Below are 19,154 nucleotides of genomic sequence, written 5' to 3'. Positions count from 1 at the left end.
ATTTATTGACAACTCAAATCCATACCATGATCTGATAATTACTACTCATATTAATTTGTTAAAGGGACAAATGAATTATCTGTTTTAGTATTGAGATCGTCCAATTGCTCTTTCTCTCGTCCTAAAAACCTTAAGGGTTTACCAGCCATCACATGGTTTTCAATTTGTTCCAAACTGATATTTTTGGTTTCGGGCATATAAAAATAAGTGTAAATCAATCCCAGAAAACAAATCACTGCGTATAGAGCAAAAGTATAATCAATACCTAACATCTTTTGCAGGATGGGGAAACTGAAAATAACCACGGTGTTAAACGTCCAATTACTCATGGCAGATAATCCCATGCCTGCGCCACGTACATGCAATGGGAAAATTTCTGCCATTGAAATATGCGGAATGGGGCCTACACTGATAGCAAATGAAAAGATATACACGGTCAAACAAATAACGGACAAATAAGGAAGCCATACTACCTGATTGACTGAAAACAGACATAAGGCAACCAGACTTAAACAAGTACCCGCAAAACCAAATAACAAGAGCTTACGACGACCTACTTTATCGACACAGAGTATAGCGAGGATAGTCACTAATAAATTCACCAATCCAATGCCCATAGTCGCTAATATTTGACCTGTTGTACTGTCCATGCCTAAATTTTTAAAAATTTCAGGAGCAAAATAAATCACTACATTGATGCCGCTAAGCTGCTGCAAGCAAAATAAAACGGTTCCTAGCATTAATACCGGCAACAAGGGTTTTTTAAATAATAATAACCAGTTTCCTTGTTTTGGTTCATTAGCTAACGTCATTTCAATTTCCATTAGCTCATGTTCTATATCACGACTCTGACGCAATTTTTTTAGTGATTTGGCTGCTGCATCACGTCGTCCTATACTGTATAACCATCTTGGCGATTCAGGCATAAATAAGATACCAATGCTTAACAGCAATGCTGGCAAAGCACTTGAAGCAAACATGGCTCTCCAGGCCTGGTGCTCGATAAGAAGATAATTCACCGAATAGGAACAAACGATACCTATGGTCATCGCTAATTGATAAATCGCAACTACTGCCCCTCGTGCTTCAATCGCTGCGGTTTCAGCCAAATATAAAGGGGTCAGAACTGAAGCCATGCCAATTGCAAGTCCAAGAATTAATCGTGACACGACCAGAATCGAAATGGAATCTGCGAATCCAGCACCCAAGGCACCAAAGAAAAAGAGGAATCCGGCAAACGATAATAATGAACGTCGACCAAAACGTTTAATGCCCTTTGATGCCATAAACATACCAATTAACATGGAACCAAACAATGCACCAAAAGGTAAAGCCGAGGCCATGATGCCAATGTGCGTGGCGGTCAAATCAAAATGATTTTTTACCAGATCCACTGAACCCGCTATAATACCTTCATCATAACCAAACAAAAATCCAGCTAAAGACCCAATGATCGCGACAATCCAAGCCATATCCTACTCCTTTAATAAATCCCTGCTAATACAAGTTCTACTGATTAACGCCCGTCTACAAATAAAACTACTCTGCCACCTGACACACTATAAAACGCATATTCTTTAATAGTGAGCTGAGCTTGTTAAAGACTCACTGAGCCCTGATAAAAAACTATAACCCGCTTTCACTGAACTTTATATTGGTCATTACTAATCGAAAGACATAACTCCGTAATTAATGACCATTCATTATTTTTGATTGCCTGATCCGGAACTATCCATGAACCACCAACACAAGAAACATTAGGTAGGGCAAGATAATCTTGAAAATTCTCTTCATTGACGCCACCAGTTGGACAAAATCGAACATCCGGAAAAGGGCCAAAAACAGCACGCAACAACTGAATCCCGCCTACGGCAGCAGCAGGAAACAATTTGAAATGACGATAACCTGACTCCAAGCCAGCCATTAATTCGGAAACACTGGCAATTCCCGGTATCAGAGGAATTCGAGACTTCTGTCCAGCCATTAATAATGAATGGGTTTGCCCAGGACTGATTGCAAATTTTGCGCCGGCTTGAGTCACTTCATCCAATTGTTCAGGATTAATAACCGTCCCTGCACCTATTAAGGCATCAGGAAAATTTCTGGTCAATAATTTAATGGCGTCTAAAGCTACTGGTGTTCTTAAAGTAACCTCCAATACATTAACTCCACCAGCCAATAACGCCGAAGCCAAAGGAATGGCCTTATCCAAATCCCTTATGACAATCACCGGGATCACTTTTGACACAGAAAACACATTTTCCGCTGAAAGACCATCAGGAAACAACATCAAATTCTCCTTTTATAGCGTGTTTCAGTGACGCTGCCGCCCCTAAAATTCCCGGCTGTTCTGCCGTAATCATATAGGTAGGAATTAGAGCATTAAAATCGGTAAAACGGCCTTTATCTTCAAAACAGACTCTAAATTTACTCTGTTTTATCAATGAGATAAGTCGAGGTACAATACCACCAGCGATGTAAACACCACCAAAGGCACCATAAGTTAAGGCCAAATCTCCGGCGTACGTTCCTAAACAGACAAAAAACTGCTCAACGGTCGCCTGAGCTATGGGACACTCCTCAGTCAAAGCCAATGAAATAATTTCTGCTGCTCTTAAAGGTGCTCTATCCTGACCGCGATAAGCAGCTATCGCTTTATACAAATTCTCCAAACCATGACCTGACAATACTCGTTCAAGCGAGACATGCGAATAGTGCTTTTTTAAATAGGTGTGAATAAACCATTCCTGTTCTGATTTTGCTCCCCAATCTGCATGTCCACCTTCACCGGCATACGCAGTATAAGACTGCTGGTTTGGTATCAGATAAGCCACACCCAATCCGGTTCCCGCCCCCAGAACCACCCGCACTTTATTGACATCCGAGTAACCAGATCCAATCTGAATGACATCCTGAAGCGATAATTCGGGTAAGCTCATCGCGATGGCTGTAAAATCATTCATCACCCTTAGCTCAGTTAAATTCAATCTGTGTTTTAATTCCTGAATCGAGAATTGCCAGTGACAATTGGTCATGCAAATCAAATCATCAATAACAGGACAGGCAATGGCTATTGCTACTCGCCGAAGTTCCTGCAATGAGTGTTGAGTCCGATAGGCAATTAATACTGAATCAATATTACTGAACGAGGCACAAGGATAAATTTCAATTTTATCCATCTGCAAACTCACTAAATTCACACGACTGAATCGAGCAAACGTGCCTCCAATGTCAGCTACTATTGCATATTCTTTTAGATCATAAGCTGTCATAACGATACTGTTGTCCTATAAACAAACTACATGCGCCCTGTTCTGCCCCAGTAAACTGAGCTCTTAAGCTCCCAAAAAGTTCACGTCCCATTCCTTGCAGATGCTCATCTAAAGGTGGTGATGCCTCAATTCGTGTTGATAATGTCTCGTCGGCAACCAAAATCTGCAAAATCCCGCGTTCACCATCAATTAACACCATATCTCCAGTTTCAATTTTGGCTATTAAACCACCATCCATAGCTTCAGGAGTTACATGTATAGCGGCAGGTACTTTACCTGATGCGCCTGACATTCGACCATCAGTAATCAATGCCACTTGATACCCTCTGTCCATAAGAACCCCCAATTTCGGAGTCAATTGGTGAAGCTCTGGCATCCCGCAGGCTTTGGGTCCCTGAAATCGAACCACAACTACACAATCTTTATTTAGCAATCCTCGATTAAAAAGCTGTTCAAATTCAGCCTGGCTGGAACATACAACAGCAGGTGCCTTAATCACACTTTTTCCCTCAGCAAGCCCTGAGGTTTTGAATACAGCCCGACCTATATTACCGCTTAAAACCTGTAATCCCCCTTGAGATTTAAATGGACTGGATACTGAGGTCAACACATCTATATTGCTTGAACTCGTTGGACCGTCAACCCATACCAGCTGGTTATTATCCAAAACAGGTTGTCTTGTATAGTGCTCCAGGCCAAAACCAACAACCGTATTCACGTCCTGATGCACTAAACCCGCTTCCAGCAAAGTTCGGATAAAATAAGCCATTCCCCCGGCTCTTTGAAAGTGATTAATATCTGCATGACCATTAGGATAAATTCGGGTAATTAACGGAGTAACCTGTGATAGCTGTGCAAAATCATCCCAATTAACCGAGTATCCTGCCATTGAAGCAATAGCGATAAGATGCATGGTATGATTTGTTGAGCCTCCGGAAGCTAATAAGCCAACAATCCCATTAACAATACTTTTGGCATCAATCATCTGCCCGATTGGCATGTAATTATTTGTTAGGTCAGTTAAAGTCAAAACCTGAGCTGCTGCAGCCTTGGTTAACTCATTTCTTATTAAAGTATTGGGATTAACAAAAGAAGAACCCGGAAGTTGCAACCCCATCAACTCGATAACTAATTGATTTGAATTAGCTGTTCCGTAAAAGGTACAGGTACCAGCGGAATGATAAGATGCAGCCTCGACCTCCAATAATGCATTCTTATCTGCTTTACCTTCAGCATACAGTTGCCGGACTTTGGCTTTTTCCTGATTTGAAATTCCAGACGGCATAGGGCCTGCGGGTACAAACACAAAGGGTAAATGTCCAAAACTCAAAGCTGCCATAAGCAACCCAGGTACTATTTTATCGCATATCCCCAATAACAAACCGCCATCAAACATATTGTGAGATAAAGCAATCGCTGTGGACATAGCAATGACATCACGGCTTAATAAACTTAATTCCATGCCAGGTTGCCCCTGGGTAATTCCATCACACATCGCAGGAACACCGCCAGCAAATTGAGCAACACCACCTGAAGCGGTAATCGCCTCCTTAATCACCTCGGGAAAAGAGAGATAAGGTTGATGTGCGGATAACATGTCATTATAAGCAGAGATAATGGCAATATTCGCTTTGTTTACCCCCCTTAAATTGTCTTTATCCTGTCTGGCGCAGGCGGCAAATCCATGTGCCAGGTTACCACAATGAAGAACGCTTCTTTGTGGGCCTTTAACCCGGGCCTTGGAAATCTGTTCCAGATACATACTTCTACTTTTAGCACTACGATTACTGATGTTTTCAGTAACCTGAGCTACAACGGGGTGCATATTTAGTTCCTTATTGGGGTGCATACATCACTTGAATATTAGCATTCTGATTATTAATAAAAGCACTAATCGGCATCACTTTAGGATTATTATTCACCATTGCCTGACTAAATACTGTGCGCTTTTTTTGGCCAATCAAATGGATGAAAATAATTCGACTATCGAGTAATCGTCTTTTAGATAAGGTAATCCGCTGATAGGGTGCTGTTTTGGGATGAACCACAAGCAACGATTGGGCTTCATCATCCAAACCAGACTCCAGCTCATCACTGCATGGAAATAAGGACGCAGTATGCCCATCCTCACCCATACCTAAAATGACCACATCAAAGGTTGGTAATGAGTCAATTTGAAGTTCAATCGACTTCAGATTCTCTTCAATTTGAGCTCCTTCATTATACAAACTAATAAATTGTGCCTGATGAGCCTTATATTGCAGTAAAAAATCCTTTACTAATCGTTCATTCCGATCGGCGTCATCAACACTCACACAACGCTCATCAGCCAAAGTAATGGTGACTTTATCCCAAGGCAAATCTTTTTGTGCCAATAGTTTAAATAACTCAATCGGAGTTTTACCCCCTGAAACAACAAGGTATGCGCGCCCTCTCAATGAAATGGCCTCATATAAACTATGTTTAATCTGATCTGCCAAATCACTATTTAACAAATTCGCATCGCTAAAACTATAAAGTTGCATTTCGATCATCCCAAATATGTGCCTGACCATTAAATAACGTTCTTACTTCGTTAGGTCCCCAGGTTCCTGATGGATAAGTATGAAGTGGAGCACCCTCTGCATCCCAGGAGTTCTTTATAGCATCAATCCATTTCCAGGCCTGCTCAATTTCTTCTCGACTAACAAATAAATATTGGTTTCCTAACATCACTTCCAATAGCAATCGCTCATAGGCATCTGCAATTCGTGGCGTATTGATCAATTGATTAAAATTCAAATCCAGTTTACTTTCAGACAGAGCCAGATTTTCGCCAAGACCGGGAACCTTGTTCATAATTCGCAACTCAAGACCTTCATCTGGTTGTAAGCGTATGATCAATTGATTGGGTGGTAATACCTTATTGAATTTATTGAAAATATTGTGCGGCTGATGTTTAAAATAAATAACGACCTCACTTTGTTTTTTTGCCAATCGTTTGCCTGTAAGCAAATAAAATGGCACACCCGACCATCGCCAACTGTCAATATATGCTTTTATTGCTACGAAGGTTTCAGTTACTGAATGTTGATCAGCCCCATGTTCCTCTAAATACCCGGGGATTACTGTATTTTGAATGACATTGCCCGCATATTGAGCACGAACTGTGTGGTCTCTAACATTGGTCTCATTGATTAGACGCAAGGATTTTAATACTTTTAACTTTTCACTGCGTATATCTTCTGAAGAGAGGCTCAAAGGAGGATCCATGGCTACCAGGGATAAAATCTGCAAAACATGATTTTGCAACATATCGCGCACTTGTCCTGATTTATCATAGTATTCCCAGCGCCCTTCAACGCCTATTTCCTCAGCTACGGTTATTTCAATCTTATCGATCACTCGATGATCCCAATTGGATGAGAACATTGAGTTGGCAAAACGAAGCACCAGAAGATTTAATACCGTTTCCTTACCCAGATAATGATCAATGCGATAAATTTGATCTTCTGAGAAAAACTGCGCAACCTCATCGTTAATTGCTTGGGATGAAATGAGATTATGGCCGATTGGTTTTTCTAATACGACACGGGAAGGCTGCTCGGTTAAGCCTATACGAGCCAGTCCATGGCAGACCTGAGCATATAGAGATGGTGGAATGGCAAAATAGGAAACAACCGTTCGCAATGATGGATTGATATAATCAGTTAATTTTTGATAATCATCTGTTACCGTCAAATCAAGGGAACAATAACTCAGTTTGGCAATAAAACGAGTCCACACTGTCTCGTCTATGGTTTCATTTAACAGTCGCTGCACTCTGGATCGAATCAACTCCAGAAATTCTGCTGCGGTTAGATTTTCACGTCCACATCCAATAATCCGTGAATCTACATGAAGCAGGCCAGCTCCTTCGAGATGATATAAAGCGGGCAATAATTTACGACAGGAAAGATCGCCCAAAACGCCAAATAAAATTAAATCACAAGGGTAATTTGAAGCCGCATTTTCGAGCATGTGTTATCCTAAACATTATATTGGCTCATTCTATCAACTGGATCCAACCAGTGTTTCATCCATTAATGAACATCTGATCCTATCTCAAGAAATGAACGCTTCCACACTGACACAGAATTTACTCACACCCAAGATCGAGACAAAAGGAATTTTTATACGGCCGTTTAGATAGCCTAAATGACTTAATTAAAAACTCCATGTAACGAAGATATTTGGAATTTTTCGTAACTCCTGTGAAATTGCTTCGATTTTACATCACTGTAATCAAGCGTCAATCAAATTTAAAATGTTTAAACACGGTGTCAATACAATTGGAGCATCAATTTGATCGTAATACGAATGGACAGAGTAAATCATTTAATCGAATCAACTAAAAATTATATTTATTGTCACTGGCAGTCTATTGAGCGTGACTTCCTTAACGTATTTGTTTATAATTTGTCCAAAATGAATGGCGACATATACCTCGCGAAGGAATAACTCATGACAACAATGTTCCACGAATATATAAATAAAATACGAAAAACACCTCAAGAAACATTAATAAAACAAAAGTCGGAATGGTTTGCAGAAATTCGCCAAAGCTTGCTATCAGATCAGAAGCAGCCGGTAAATACGCGTGCCATTAACTCCGCAGAATACAGCACAGTGGAATTTACCCCCAGTATTTTTGGATCAAAACATCCAAAAATTACTCCATTACAAATGGCAATTCAGTATACCAGTGATAGCTTGTGTCAATCAGAAGAAAAGCAAGCTTGTTTACAAGAAGTGATAAAGTTGTATTTGGAGTATTCAGATTTAACAGTGCCAGGTGAATATGGTCACGCATTAATTTATGCTGCCATGTATCCAAGATGTGGCAAAGAAGTGATAAAAAATATCATTACAAGAAATCCGGAGCTCGTTTCTACAACGTCCGCCAATGGCAGTTACCCTCTCAATGTAGCTGCTTGTTATGATAAACAAGGTGATTGTATTGAAGCCCTACTTAAAGAAGGTAAAGCTGATCCGAACTCCAAAACACGTTCAGAAGGTTGGACGCCATTGCATCAAGCCGTATATTCAGTCAATAAGACGGCTGTAAGTTTATTGATGCAACATGGCGCAAACATCGATGAAACAGATAAAGTAGGCAGAAAAGCAACAGAGTTGAAGCATTATTATTACTCTGGTATAGCAGCCAGAGAATATCTGACACTAACCGATCAGGAATATTATGCAGCGAAAGCCGAAATGGAGGCAAAAAAAAGAACATATGACCCACTTCATCACGAAATCATAGAGTTTATTAAACAATTTCGATCAGAAGAACAAAATAGAGTAGAGACGCAATCACCGAGGGATAGTGTTGTGCAAGACGCTGATGCGACTGGAACGAATGAGCCATCTGTTCCGTCCTCTAATGAGCATCAATCTGCGCTGACAACTTCAAAAGCACATTTAAATGACTTGATTCTCAAGTTACATTTCCACCCATCAGAGGAACAACTGATTAAGCTGCGCAATCTGAATCAAGAAAAACTATCGAAACAAAAGGATTTAATCAATATCGAGCCCCTACCCACTTTATTATCCAGACTACAGTCTTTAAGAAATAAGCGAGATCAATTTAAACAAGGTCCTGCCTGGCATGCCGCAAATGATTTAATTGATTCGATAGAAAATGCCGTCATCGACCATCTCATCCTGCCCGAATCCAGTCAAATCGATGCGTTTAAAGAGCATTGCAATAATGCGATTGCAAAAGCAAAAGTTAGTGAACTGGCAAATCACCGGGGATGGAAAGAGGCATTGGAAAATATTGCGCTTATTGTTCTTTCTTTTGGGATTCTTGCCTTGCCTGTTATTGCCACACGTCTATTTACGGGAAATTGGTTTTTCAAAAGTAAAACGGACAGTATTGAACAAGTGGAAGAACTCCAGGAAACGCTCAGGAAGATATCCTGATGTTTCTGCAAACTTACAGAAACATCACTGTGAAATACAAAGAACCCTCTTCAGAATGAACCAGGCAGAGTGCTCTGCAATTGAGTGAAACGTTCAACGCGTGTCTAAGACTCCGGGTTCGCAGACAAACCGGAGTGTAGTCTTTATTTGCTAAAAAAATGGGGAACATTGCAAAACGCCATTTTTATGCTATATCAAATAAAGACACTATATTTATTAAGATCCCGACTACATATTATCAACCACCTATAGAAGGTCATAATCAGGAGCAAATAATGCTTAATAAACGATTTTCAGAACGACTTAATAAGGAGCTTGACAGTATAGGAGTCCCCGAATCCACAACTGAACGCATAGAGGTTCTTTCCAAGCTGATTAAAATACCCAAATTTAAAGCTGAGGCACTACTTAATGGCATTACAAGTCCTGATGAAACAGTATTACAAACTCTTGCACAGGAACTTGAAGTGAATGCTGATTGGTTGCTTGGTAAAAGTGATTCAAAATCAGGCGCGCACTAAAAACCTAACCATGAAAACGATGGCTTAAACTAATAGGTTTTGCGTGTTTCGCAATATATTCAATAATTTTTCCAGCAATATTGATACCTGTTGTTTTTTCAATGCCTTCGAGACCAGGAGATGAATTAATCTCCAATACTAATGGTCCATGATTCGAACGAATCAAATCTACTCCCGCCACTTTTAAACCCATGGTTTTTGCAGCACTTACTGCAATTGCACGCTCTTGTGGCGACAATTTAACTTTTACGCCTTTTCCGCCCTGATGTACATTAGCGCGAAATTCGCCTTCTTTTGCTTGACGCTTCATGGCAGCAACTACTTTTTCGCCTATAACAAAGCAGCGTATATCAGTGCCTCGGGATTCTTCAATAAATTCCTGAACCAAAATATTGGCATGCATTTCTTTAAACGCATTAATAATGCTTACCGCAGATTGGTGGCTGTCAGCAAGAATGACGCCCTTGCCTTGCGTGCCTTCTAACAATTTGATTACAAGAGGCGCACCGCCAACCATATGAATTAAATCCTCCGTATCATCGGGCGATTGAGCAAAACTGGTCAAAGGCATAGGGATGCCTTTCCGAGCCAATAGTTGTAAAGACCTAAATTTATCTCTTGAACGTGAAATGGCTATAGATTCATTTAATGTATACATACCCATAGTTTCCATATGGCGTAATACTGCTGTACCGTAATAGGTCGTTGAGGCACCAATTCTTGGGATCACAGCATCAAACTGAGGAAGAGAAGCCCCTCCACGATAGTGGACTTTAGGATTTGAAGCAGCAACATTCATATAGCAATATAAGGGATTGATAATTTTAACCTCATGACCAGCAGCTTCCCCTTCAGCTTTTAAGCGCTTGTGCGAATATAAATGTGGGTTAGTGGCTAAAATTGCAATTTTCATGAATCAATAGTTCCTCAATTATTTTTATTATGTATGTAGTAAAGCCTAGTTTAAAAATTATAAATTCTCATCCCGGTGTACCGAAATTAAAGAATTAAATTTTATAAGCAATGAATTTATAAATTTGAACTTTTAGAGTTCCTGATAGCATCAACAGAGCTTTGTAACGAGCTATGAAACTAACAACATATAATCCTTAGCTAACAAGTCTGCATGATGCGGAGTGGTAAAAAATGCGTTTAACTCTCCCTGTGGATTAAATAACATCACTGCTCCACTATGCTGAACATCATAATTTTTAGGATCTTCACTCTCTTTATTGATTACTTTCGCGTAAGCAATACCCATTTCTCTGGTCATGAGTTTGATGGTAGATTCTTCCCCTCGTGCACCATAAAATGAACTGTTGAATGATTTGACGTACCCGTTCAATTTTTCCAGGCTATCACGCTCAGGATCTATAGAAATCATCACGACTTTGGGTAAATTCTTTACGCCTTTTTCCTCAAGAATTCGATACATTTTACCAAGTTCCGCCATAGTAGTTGGGCAAAGGTATCCACAATTAGTAAAACCAAAAAAGACCAAGGTCCATTGACCTTGCAGACTACTGTTTTCAAAGGGTTGTTGATCAGTACCTGTCAAACTGAATTGATTGACCGTTCTGGGATTTTCAAGATAAGTTCCATGAAACTGAGCTGCATCAATTTTTTTCTTAAAATGCAGGTGTTGTGATACAAAAATTCCAGCGAATAAACTGGCCAGGGCCAATAAAATGGTAACCGTTAAAGTAACACCTTTTATTTTAATACTCATTATAACCCCTTACAGATAGTGATCTATCAATAAAAAAACAAATAATACCATCAGATACACAATAGAGAATCTAAAGGTTTGCATTGCAACTACAGGTTTTTCAGTACTGTATAATTTATGGGCCCAGAACAAAAACCGTGCACCCAGAACCACTGCTCCTATCAAATAGACAAGACCGCTCATTCCAACAACAAATGGCAGAATACTTACTACCAATAATAAAATAGTATACAAATAAACATTCAATTTGGTGAATTGTATACCATGAGTTACTGGGAGCATAGGTATTTGAGCATGTTGATATTCTTCAAAACGATAAATTGCCAAAGCCCAAAAATGAGGCGGGGTCCAGGTAAAGATGATTAATACCAATAATAAAGCGTGAGGATCCAACTGATTCGTTACAGCAGTCCATCCTAATAAAGGAGGTGCTGCGCCAGCCAGTCCACCGATGACTATATTCTGCGAGGTGGCTCTTTTTAAATACCCGGTATAAACGCCAGCATAACCGATTAACGTAACAAAAGTAAGCAAGGCTGTTAATTTATTCACAAAAACACTAAGTACAGTTAAGCCCAAAACACCAATGACAACTGCGAACCATAGAGCCTGGCTTACTGAAACCCGGCCATGGGCTACTGGTCGTTTTCTGGTTCTGGCCATAATCGAATCAATATGCCTATCCACCAAATGATTAATAGCCGCGGCACTTCCAGCACACAAACCGACTCCAGTTAAAGTAAATCCTATTAAAGACAAATCTATCCAACCTGGAGCAGCCAGATACATGCCAACTACTACCGTTAACAGCATGAGCAAAACCACTCGAGGCTTACACAACTCGATATAATCCCGCCAATCTGCAGTTGGCTGTGTCACTAGCTCAGCAGCCATAATCCAACCCCTTACGTGTAAAATGCACCATACTAAACACTGTAGCCAATAGTAATGCTGCGACCCCATTATGAGCAACTGCCACTGATAAAGGCAGTAAATACAGTACATTCAAAATACCCAGGCTAAATTGAAGTACAACCAACAGTATTAGAAATAAAGCAGATATTTTCAAATATCGGGAATTTGACTTACCCAGAATGAGCAATGAAAGCAACACAAGATAACAAGCAGTCAAGACTGCCCCGACTCGGTGAATCAATTGAATACTTACTCGAACCTCGTTATCCAATAAACCACCTTGATAATTGGCACCAACGGGTGAAAATAAATTAAATCCCTTAGCAAAATGTAACTCAGGTAACCACTGTCCATTACACATTGGAAAACCTATACAGGAAATTCCTGCATAATTTGAACTGACCCAACCACCAAGAGCAATTTGGCAAAATGCAATAAAAACTCCCAAACGGATCCACAAACGCCATTGAGTTAAATCCTGCCCCTCTAATGAACTGATTTGCAGACGAAACCGGCATAAACAGGCAAAAATGAACATCCCTCCCAAAAGATGCCCCATAACTACCACGGGAAGTAATTTCAGAGTTACTGTCCACATCCCAAGAGCTGCTTGAAATACCACCAAAACCATTAAAGCCAAAGGTAGATGCCAAGGTATATCTATTCCTTGTATTTTTTTACGTAATACACTGATTCCAATAAAAAATATCAACAAACCAAGAGTTCCTGCGGCATAACGATGAGCCATTTCAGTCCAGGCTTTCCTGGTTTCAATAGGAATATGGGGAAATTGAGTTTGCGCTTCCTGCAAATCTGAATGAGCTGAAGGCAACACCATGCGCCCATAACAGCCAGGCCAGTCCGGACAACCAAGACCGGCATCAGTTAATCGAGTATAGGCTCCCAGCATTACGACAAATAAAGCGAGTAAAATACTCAAGCTGGCTGCGATTCGTAAGGATTTATTCTGCATCAATTTAGTTACTCTTCTGTTCTGTTGTACTGAGGAGAAGTTTCAGATCTTTATAGATATCATCTGGACTTCCTCCAGTCTGATAGCTAAGAATCAAGAAATTATCCGGATTGGCGATAAATACCCGGGCATCAACAGGCAAAGCAGACAATTTGGCCATATCTGCACTGTTTAAAGTAGTTACATTGATATCCTGCTCTTTTAACAGGGGTTTAATTTCATCTGCCAATAGTGATGACTTATCATCCAGAACCAACCATTCATCCACCTGATATAATTTTCGCCCTAAAGCCAATCTGACTCGTGCCAGCATATTTAATTGTTCGAGACAATCCTTTTTACATCCATCAGGACTGATAAGAAGGAGTCGCCATTTTGATTTGTTCCCAAAATGACTCAAAGAAATCGGAGGTGATAATAATGTGCCTTTATTAATTTTGGATGAACCTAACCAGGTTGGGTGCTGGTAAAATAGATAAGCGGTTACTCCAGGTGCAGCAAACATTGTAGCTAGTAGTAACAAAACATAATATTTAGTGACTTGCTTCTTCATTTCTTTTCTTCAGATTCAATGCTACGAATATAATAAAGATAACCAATGCCATGGCGAACCATTGCAGAGCATACGCTAAATGCCGCTGCGGAGGCATGGATACTATCGCCCATTCACGCACAAATCCATATGCGTCTTGCTTGTCGAGGCGAATAATAAACGGATAGACCTTTTTTTGCAAAAGTTGACTGACTAATTTTGCATCCAAAATCTCAAGAATAGTAATTCCACGCTCTTTTTTCTCTATTCCTGGCCCTAAAACCCATTGTTTTTTTCCCGGAAAATAGGCGCTGCCCTGCAACTCAATAATGCCTTGAGGAATTTGAATTTCAGGAAAAGACCTTCTAGTACTCTCACCCACAATCCATCCCCTATCAACCAGGACAACAGTCCCATCTGAAAGCTGTAACGGAGAAACGGCATCATATCCAAATTGATGCTGGTGATGCTGATTATCCAATAAAAAAATATTAGGTAGATAGGTACCACGTACCTTGATACGTTGATATTGTTTAGGCAGTGGTTGTTCTCCGCTCCACCGTATTGGTTCTTGTTTCGCCAATGACTCTTCAGCTGCAATCATCGTTACCTTCTCATCTGCTCGTTGTAGTTGCCATAAGCCAAGACGTATAAAAATAAAGATACAAAACAGTGTCAGAACAATCATTAGCCAATTTGGGGTGAAACGAATGTTAAAACAGGTTAAACTAGGCATACTTTATCAATTGCTCAAAAGGTTGGCTAACTTCCGACTGAAGGTAGCATTTTCGGGAGTATAACAAATGATCACTAAAATCTTCATCATCTTTGTCATGATTATTATTGCCGGCTCATTGGCCAGTGGCTTATTTTTTCTGATTCGTGATACTGGAAACTCAAAACGTACAGTGAAAGCATTAACTTTAAGAATAGGTATCTCATTTACATTATTTATTTTTTTATTTATCGCATTCAAATTAGGTTTCATTGCACCGCATGGGATTTAATCAACCAAATTAAATCCCCAATTCGAAAAAATGTGTAGAACCAACTATACTTTTATCTGAACTGATCTTAAGCGATGGTAGCAATCATGATGATACTGCTGTTTTTGCTTTATTTTTTTATTGGCCTGCAGATAATTTTTAAACCAACTAATTCGATTACCTTTCAATTTCTTTTATGTCTGTTACTGATTTCCATTTGTTTTAATTTCCACAGCAATCTGGTGCCCTTATGAACATACAAAAAAAATTACATCTTTGGGGTAACAGCTTAGGACTATTATTTATCTGTATCATTTTAATTTTTGCCTTTGCTGATCAACTTCTCAAGAATTCATTACCCTGTCCTTTGTGTTTATTACAAAGAATCTGTTTTGCAGGCGTAGGATTATGTTTAATGATGAATTTGCGCCTGGGAATCAGGATGCCTCACTATGGTTTTATGTTATTGCAAGCGTTATTAGGACTGGCTATAGCTACTCGACAAATCTATCTCCATCTGGCTCCGGGTACACCGGGTTATGGTGATCCGTTTCTTGGTTTATATTTTTACACCTGGTCAGCAGTTATTTTTTTGTTCATAATAGGTTTCATTGCCATTGCTTTACTCTTTGAACAGGGCTTTGATGATCAATTAAAAACATCGAACAAATGGTTGATTGCCCTCATGTACTTATTTCTTATCTTGATTCTTGCCAATGGAATCAGTACATTCATAGAATGTGGTCCGTATGTTTGTCCGGATAACCCAATTGTCTACTATTTTTTTAAGTAATCTTGCAGGATTTTAAGGAAGTACTATGCGTTTTTTATTAATCGGTTTCATTATTTTTTCCAGTAATCTATATGCGGATACCATAAACAATTACATGAATATTGCGAATAACATACCGCAAATGGAAATAAAGGCGGATCCCCAGGCGCAAGCATGGGCCAGATCAGCTCGTCATGTTCTTAATATTACCTGTGAAAGCATCGCAGAAACCTTAATTCAGGCGAATGAATCAGCGAAAAGCCTGGGTAAACCCATTTTTTGTTTACCACCAGGAAAGCAACTTAACTCCATCACCCTGAATGAATTAATCCAACAGACTTATAAAGAAATATCTAGCCAACGAAGTGATAAAGATACGATGACCGTGTCTCAAATTGCATTGCTGGGTGTCAGCAAACAATTTCCTTGTCAACAAAACCCCGCAGATAAACAAATGGCCCATGTAGCTACATTATTATCACACTAAAATAGACCACGGTATAAGTTGAGTCTTTCCCCATAGCCGCCTGGCATAGGAAAAAATCAAAAGTAGCCCGGATGAAGCATAGCGAAATCCGGGAAGCCTATGCGCAGCATAGTACCTTTTTAATCGGAACCCTCTACACCGGACTTCAGGGATTACGCGCTTCGCACGTCATCCGGGCTACTTTAATTAACCTGACGTCTACGGGTCTTGACCAAACCTTACGATTCACTAGTATCAGTACCGTCTACTGGCTAAACTCTTCAAATGCTTCTAATGCTTCAGCCGCATACATTAAAGATGGACCACCGCCCATATAAACAGCCATGCCTAGAGTTTCGAGTAACTCGGCTCTGGTTGTTTGTAATTTAATTAAAGTTTGGGCATGAAAACCGATGCATCCAGGACATTGCTTGGCTACGGCCAGAGCCATTGCAATCAATTCCTTGGTTTTTTTATCCAGCACACCTTCTTTATTAGCCGCTTGCGACAAAGCACCAAATCCTGCCATAAATTCCGGCATTTCCTTGCGCATTTTTGCTAATTGAGTACCAATATCCTTGGTAATTTGAGAGTACTTATCTGACATTTAAGGCGCTCCTTCTCTATTTATAGTAATTGAACGCCACTAATTTACCGCAATATAACGGGAAGCAAAAGGCTATTTGAAAAATGACCTTGAAATTCACTAAGGGCAATTCTCTGGATACAACCGACAAGCCCTGAACGATCCTCACTATTTTATACGTCATCCTCGCGAAGGCGAGGATCCATGCAACAATGTGGCATTGTGCTAAATTTTAGGATGGATCCCCGCCTTCGCGAGGATGACGATCTTATAAAAATTGCAAATTAAGATTAACTAATGTGCATTCTTAAGCAGTGAGGAACTCTCAGGGACAAGCCGCAGTATGTAAGCCTTGAGGATAATTAACAAAATGAATTGTCAACAGATCCTAAGGGACGATAAAAGAATAATTGGATTAGAACTATGTACAGAGGCCTATAATACAGCCTGATTTAATGTTTCTTTGGCTAAAGTCAACCGTCGTTCAACTTCGCCCAACTCTGCCTGTAGAGTCAATATCGCGTTCGTATTGCCACCTAGTGTCAAATGATGAAGTGATTTTGTCATTGCCTTCTGCTGCTGGGTTAAGGTATTAATTTCATGTTCGAGACTCTGTATCCATTGTTGTCGAGTACTTAACATTTTTACACCAAAAGAGACTTGCTCTTCCGGTTTCCTTTTACGGCCGTTCATATGGCACAAAGCAACCAGAACATTTATTTTCTGTTTAATTCGCTCAGCCAGAAACATGGCACTGCGTGCATTTTTTTGTTCGGATAAGGCTTGGATGTCTGCTTGAATTTCTTTTACACATCCTGCGCCAGTCAACTCAATTCCACTGCGAAATAATCCTTTGGGAAGATTATGGCTGGAAATAACTGAACTTAATTGACTAATTTTCCATTCCAGCTCAGGCAGACGAGAACTTAATTCGGTCAATAGTTCATCTAGAGGATTCATGTCTTTATTATTTTAAGTTGTATTTTAAGCAGTTGCTTCCCTATTCACAGCTCGAGTTCTCAACCAGGAGCTGACAAATGGCGGAGCGCACATCAATATCAGGCCGATAATTAAAGTTAACTCGTAACGAGCTGTACTGCCTACATCAATACCCTCAGGTGGGATAAAACTTACAGCCAATGTGGTGAGAACACCAATAATCCCAATACCCGATACAAATAACATTCCCATCATTCCCCCAGGAATTTTAAAGGGTCTGTGGTGATTAGGCTCGCTAATACGCAACTTAATTGCTGCGATGAACATTATAAAATACATTAACATATACAACTGTGCAGCCAAAGCCGTTAATAACCAATAGGAACCATTTACGCTGGGCATAAATAAGAATAAAGCAGACAATACGGTTACGATCACGGCTTGAGTGATTAACATGACTACTGGTGCTCCCTTAGCATTAGTACGCTGAAACACTTCAGGTAAATTACCGTCTTCAGCAGCGACCAATAATCCTTTGGTAGGTGCAATAATCCAGTTACTCACCCCACCAAGGCCACCCAATACGAGCATTACAGCAACTACAGGCATCATCCAATGCATGTTATATCTTAGAAAAAATGCTTCAAACGCCTGCATTATTCCTGCAACAAGATTAATATCTTTTCCAGGTAACACAACGGCTATAGCTAAAGATCCAAGGATTAAAGTACTTAAAATAATACCAACTGAATAGATTAACGCTTTGGGAAAAGCATGCTGAGGATTATTCACATCATTTGCATGCACCGTGGCAATTTCTATCCCGCAAAACGACATCATAATAGCCGTTAAAGACACCCACATTGATTTATCTGCGAGATGAGGAACGATACTGGGTACATCAAAGTTAATTTGTAATGGATTTCCCTGAGTTATCCAGACAACACCCAGACCAATGATTAAAGACATGGGTAACAACAATCCGGCAAGGGAGCAAAAACTACTGAACATGGCGGACGACTTCATGCCACGTAAATTCAATACGGTAGCACCCCAAAAACAACTGACAATGACGGCCCAAAGGAAATAAGGATTACTGGTTAAAGCGGGATTAATCAAATAGCCGATAGTTCCTGCAACAAATGATAATATGGTCGGATACCAGATTACATTTTCTATCCATTGCAACCAGATGGCTAAAAAACCGGATTTTTTACCAAAGGCTTCCTTGACCCAAACATAAATTCCACCTTGTTTTGCCCAGCCAGAAGCCAGTTCGGCAGATACCAGGGCTGTAGGAATGAGGAAAAATAAAGCACCTAATATAAAGTAAAATATTAATTGGCTTCCAAAAAGGGCGGTAGCGGGTAAATTCCGTATGCTGTCTACCGAGCCAACTGTAATCATAGTCAAACTAAAAATAGTAAGTGAGTGCTTTTTATTGCTCATTGCATTCCTTCATTGCAGCCTATTCGGAATCAAAAAACCTATTATATAAAAATAAGCTTAAGGAA

At 39.9% G+C, this 19,154-nt stretch carries 20 protein-coding genes; 5 read left to right on the top strand and 15 right to left on the bottom strand.

All coding sequences use genetic code 11. From position 1 onward, the window contains the following. Nucleotides 1-50 precede the first annotated feature (50 nt). From Lqua_RS00605 to zwf, 6 genes are all read right to left on the bottom strand, one after another. Nucleotides 51-1,472 carry a sugar porter family MFS transporter gene (locus Lqua_RS00605; protein ID WP_058472379.1) on the bottom strand — a complete coding sequence of 474 codons (1,422 nt, stop codon included), beginning with the start codon at nt 1,470-1,472 and terminating at the stop codon, nt 51-53. A 167-nt stretch (nt 1,473-1,639) separates the two neighbouring features. Further along, complete coding sequence (locus tag Lqua_RS00600; RefSeq protein ID WP_058472378.1) at nt 1,640-2,290, bottom strand: bifunctional 4-hydroxy-2-oxoglutarate aldolase/2-dehydro-3-deoxy-phosphogluconate aldolase; 651 nt, start codon at nt 2,288-2,290, stop codon at nt 1,640-1,642. Beyond that, a complete protein-coding gene (gene glk, locus Lqua_RS00595; protein WP_058472377.1) occupies nt 2,277-3,272 on the bottom strand; it encodes a glucokinase in 996 nt (331 codons plus the stop codon). Before glk ends, Lqua_RS00600 begins: the two co-directional genes overlap by 14 nt. Then, nucleotides 3,259-5,097: a phosphogluconate dehydratase gene (gene edd / locus Lqua_RS00590; protein ID WP_058472376.1), complete on the bottom strand. Its 1,839-nt coding sequence runs from the start codon at nt 5,095-5,097 to the stop codon at nt 3,259-3,261. Before edd ends, glk begins: the two co-directional genes overlap by 14 nt. Nucleotides 5,098-5,107: 10 nt before the next feature. Beyond that, the gene (gene pgl, locus Lqua_RS00585; protein WP_058472375.1) at nt 5,108-5,797 is read right to left on the bottom strand and encodes a 6-phosphogluconolactonase; all 690 of its coding nucleotides are present in this window, start codon (nt 5,795-5,797) and stop codon (nt 5,108-5,110) included. Then, complete coding sequence (gene zwf, locus Lqua_RS00580) at nt 5,784-7,271, bottom strand: glucose-6-phosphate dehydrogenase (RefSeq protein WP_058472374.1); 1,488 nt, start codon at nt 7,269-7,271, stop codon at nt 5,784-5,786. Before zwf ends, pgl begins: the two co-directional genes overlap by 14 nt. Before the next feature lie 483 nt (nt 7,272-7,754). Here zwf and Lqua_RS00575 point away from each other — a divergent pair, with 483 nt between their 5' ends. Beyond that, entirely contained in the window at nt 7,755-9,221 is a 1,467-nt protein-coding gene (locus Lqua_RS00575; RefSeq protein ID WP_058472373.1) for an ankyrin repeat domain-containing protein, read from the top strand. A gap of 275 nt (nt 9,222-9,496) precedes the next feature. Further along, nucleotides 9,497-9,742, top strand: coding sequence for a hypothetical protein (locus Lqua_RS00570; RefSeq protein ID WP_058472372.1), 246 nt, complete (start codon nt 9,497-9,499; stop codon nt 9,740-9,742). 4 nt (nt 9,743-9,746) lie between these two features. On the opposite strand, the gene rimK is transcribed toward Lqua_RS00570, so the two are convergent. The 6 genes from rimK to Lqua_RS00540 all read right to left on the bottom strand — a co-directional run bounded on the left by rimK (nt 9,747) and on the right by Lqua_RS00540 (nt 14,627). Then, nucleotides 9,747-10,655 (bottom strand): 30S ribosomal protein S6--L-glutamate ligase, encoded by a 909-nt coding sequence (gene rimK, locus Lqua_RS00565; protein WP_058472371.1) that lies wholly within the window; start codon nt 10,653-10,655, stop codon nt 9,747-9,749. Nucleotides 10,656-10,826: 171 nt separating this feature from the next. Next, entirely contained in the window at nt 10,827-11,471 is a 645-nt protein-coding gene (locus Lqua_RS00560; protein ID WP_058472370.1) for an SCO family protein, read from the bottom strand. A gap of 9 nt (nt 11,472-11,480) precedes the next feature. After that, a complete protein-coding gene (gene cyoE, locus Lqua_RS00555; RefSeq protein ID WP_058472369.1) occupies nt 11,481-12,365 on the bottom strand; it encodes a heme o synthase in 885 nt (294 codons plus the stop codon). Next, nucleotides 12,355-13,359: a COX15/CtaA family protein gene (locus Lqua_RS00550; RefSeq protein ID WP_058472368.1), complete on the bottom strand. Its 1,005-nt coding sequence runs from the start codon at nt 13,357-13,359 to the stop codon at nt 12,355-12,357. Before Lqua_RS00550 ends, cyoE begins: the two co-directional genes overlap by 11 nt. A 4-nt stretch (nt 13,360-13,363) precedes the next feature. Continuing rightward, a complete protein-coding gene (locus Lqua_RS00545) occupies nt 13,364-13,912 on the bottom strand; it encodes a hypothetical protein (protein WP_058472367.1) in 549 nt (182 codons plus the stop codon). Beyond that, nucleotides 13,893-14,627 carry an SURF1 family protein gene (locus Lqua_RS00540; protein WP_058472366.1) on the bottom strand — a complete coding sequence of 245 codons (735 nt, stop codon included), beginning with the start codon at nt 14,625-14,627 and terminating at the stop codon, nt 13,893-13,895. The genes Lqua_RS00545 and Lqua_RS00540 overlap by 20 nt, the downstream gene beginning before the upstream one ends. Before the next feature lie 67 nt (nt 14,628-14,694). Between Lqua_RS00540 and Lqua_RS00535 the strand changes: the two genes are divergently transcribed. The 3 genes from Lqua_RS00535 to Lqua_RS00525 all read left to right on the top strand — a co-directional run bounded on the left by Lqua_RS00535 (nt 14,695) and on the right by Lqua_RS00525 (nt 16,136). Further along, nucleotides 14,695-14,898: a twin transmembrane helix small protein gene (locus tag Lqua_RS00535; RefSeq protein ID WP_058472365.1), complete on the top strand. Its 204-nt coding sequence runs from the start codon at nt 14,695-14,697 to the stop codon at nt 14,896-14,898. Between the two features lie 229 nt (nt 14,899-15,127). Beyond that, nucleotides 15,128-15,670 carry a disulfide bond formation protein B gene (locus tag Lqua_RS00530; RefSeq protein ID WP_058472364.1) on the top strand — a complete coding sequence of 181 codons (543 nt, stop codon included), beginning with the start codon at nt 15,128-15,130 and terminating at the stop codon, nt 15,668-15,670. 25 nt (nt 15,671-15,695) lie between these two features. Continuing rightward, nucleotides 15,696-16,136, top strand: a complete 441-nt coding sequence (locus Lqua_RS00525) for a hypothetical protein (protein WP_058472363.1) — start codon at nt 15,696-15,698, stop codon at nt 16,134-16,136. Nucleotides 16,137-16,380: 244 nt separating this feature from the next. Here the strand turns inward: Lqua_RS00525 and Lqua_RS00520 are convergent, their stop codons facing one another. The 3 genes from Lqua_RS00520 to Lqua_RS00510 form a co-directional block, all read right to left on the bottom strand. Beyond that, the gene (locus Lqua_RS00520; protein ID WP_058472362.1) at nt 16,381-16,722 is read right to left on the bottom strand and encodes a carboxymuconolactone decarboxylase family protein; all 342 of its coding nucleotides are present in this window, start codon (nt 16,720-16,722) and stop codon (nt 16,381-16,383) included. 414 nt (nt 16,723-17,136) lie between these two features. Then, nucleotides 17,137-17,661 carry a primosomal replication protein gene (locus tag Lqua_RS00515; RefSeq protein WP_058472361.1) on the bottom strand — a complete coding sequence of 175 codons (525 nt, stop codon included), beginning with the start codon at nt 17,659-17,661 and terminating at the stop codon, nt 17,137-17,139. Nucleotides 17,662-17,685: 24 nt separating this feature from the next. Further along, entirely contained in the window at nt 17,686-19,089 is a 1,404-nt protein-coding gene (locus Lqua_RS00510; protein ID WP_058472360.1) for an APC family permease, read from the bottom strand. Nucleotides 19,090-19,154: the final 65 nt, after the last annotated feature.

Source organism: Legionella quateirensis (assembly GCF_001467955.1).
GTDB classification, from domain to species: Bacteria; Pseudomonadota; Gammaproteobacteria; order Legionellales; family Legionellaceae; genus Legionella; species Legionella quateirensis.
This window is presented reverse-complemented; position numbering and strand designations above follow the sequence as displayed.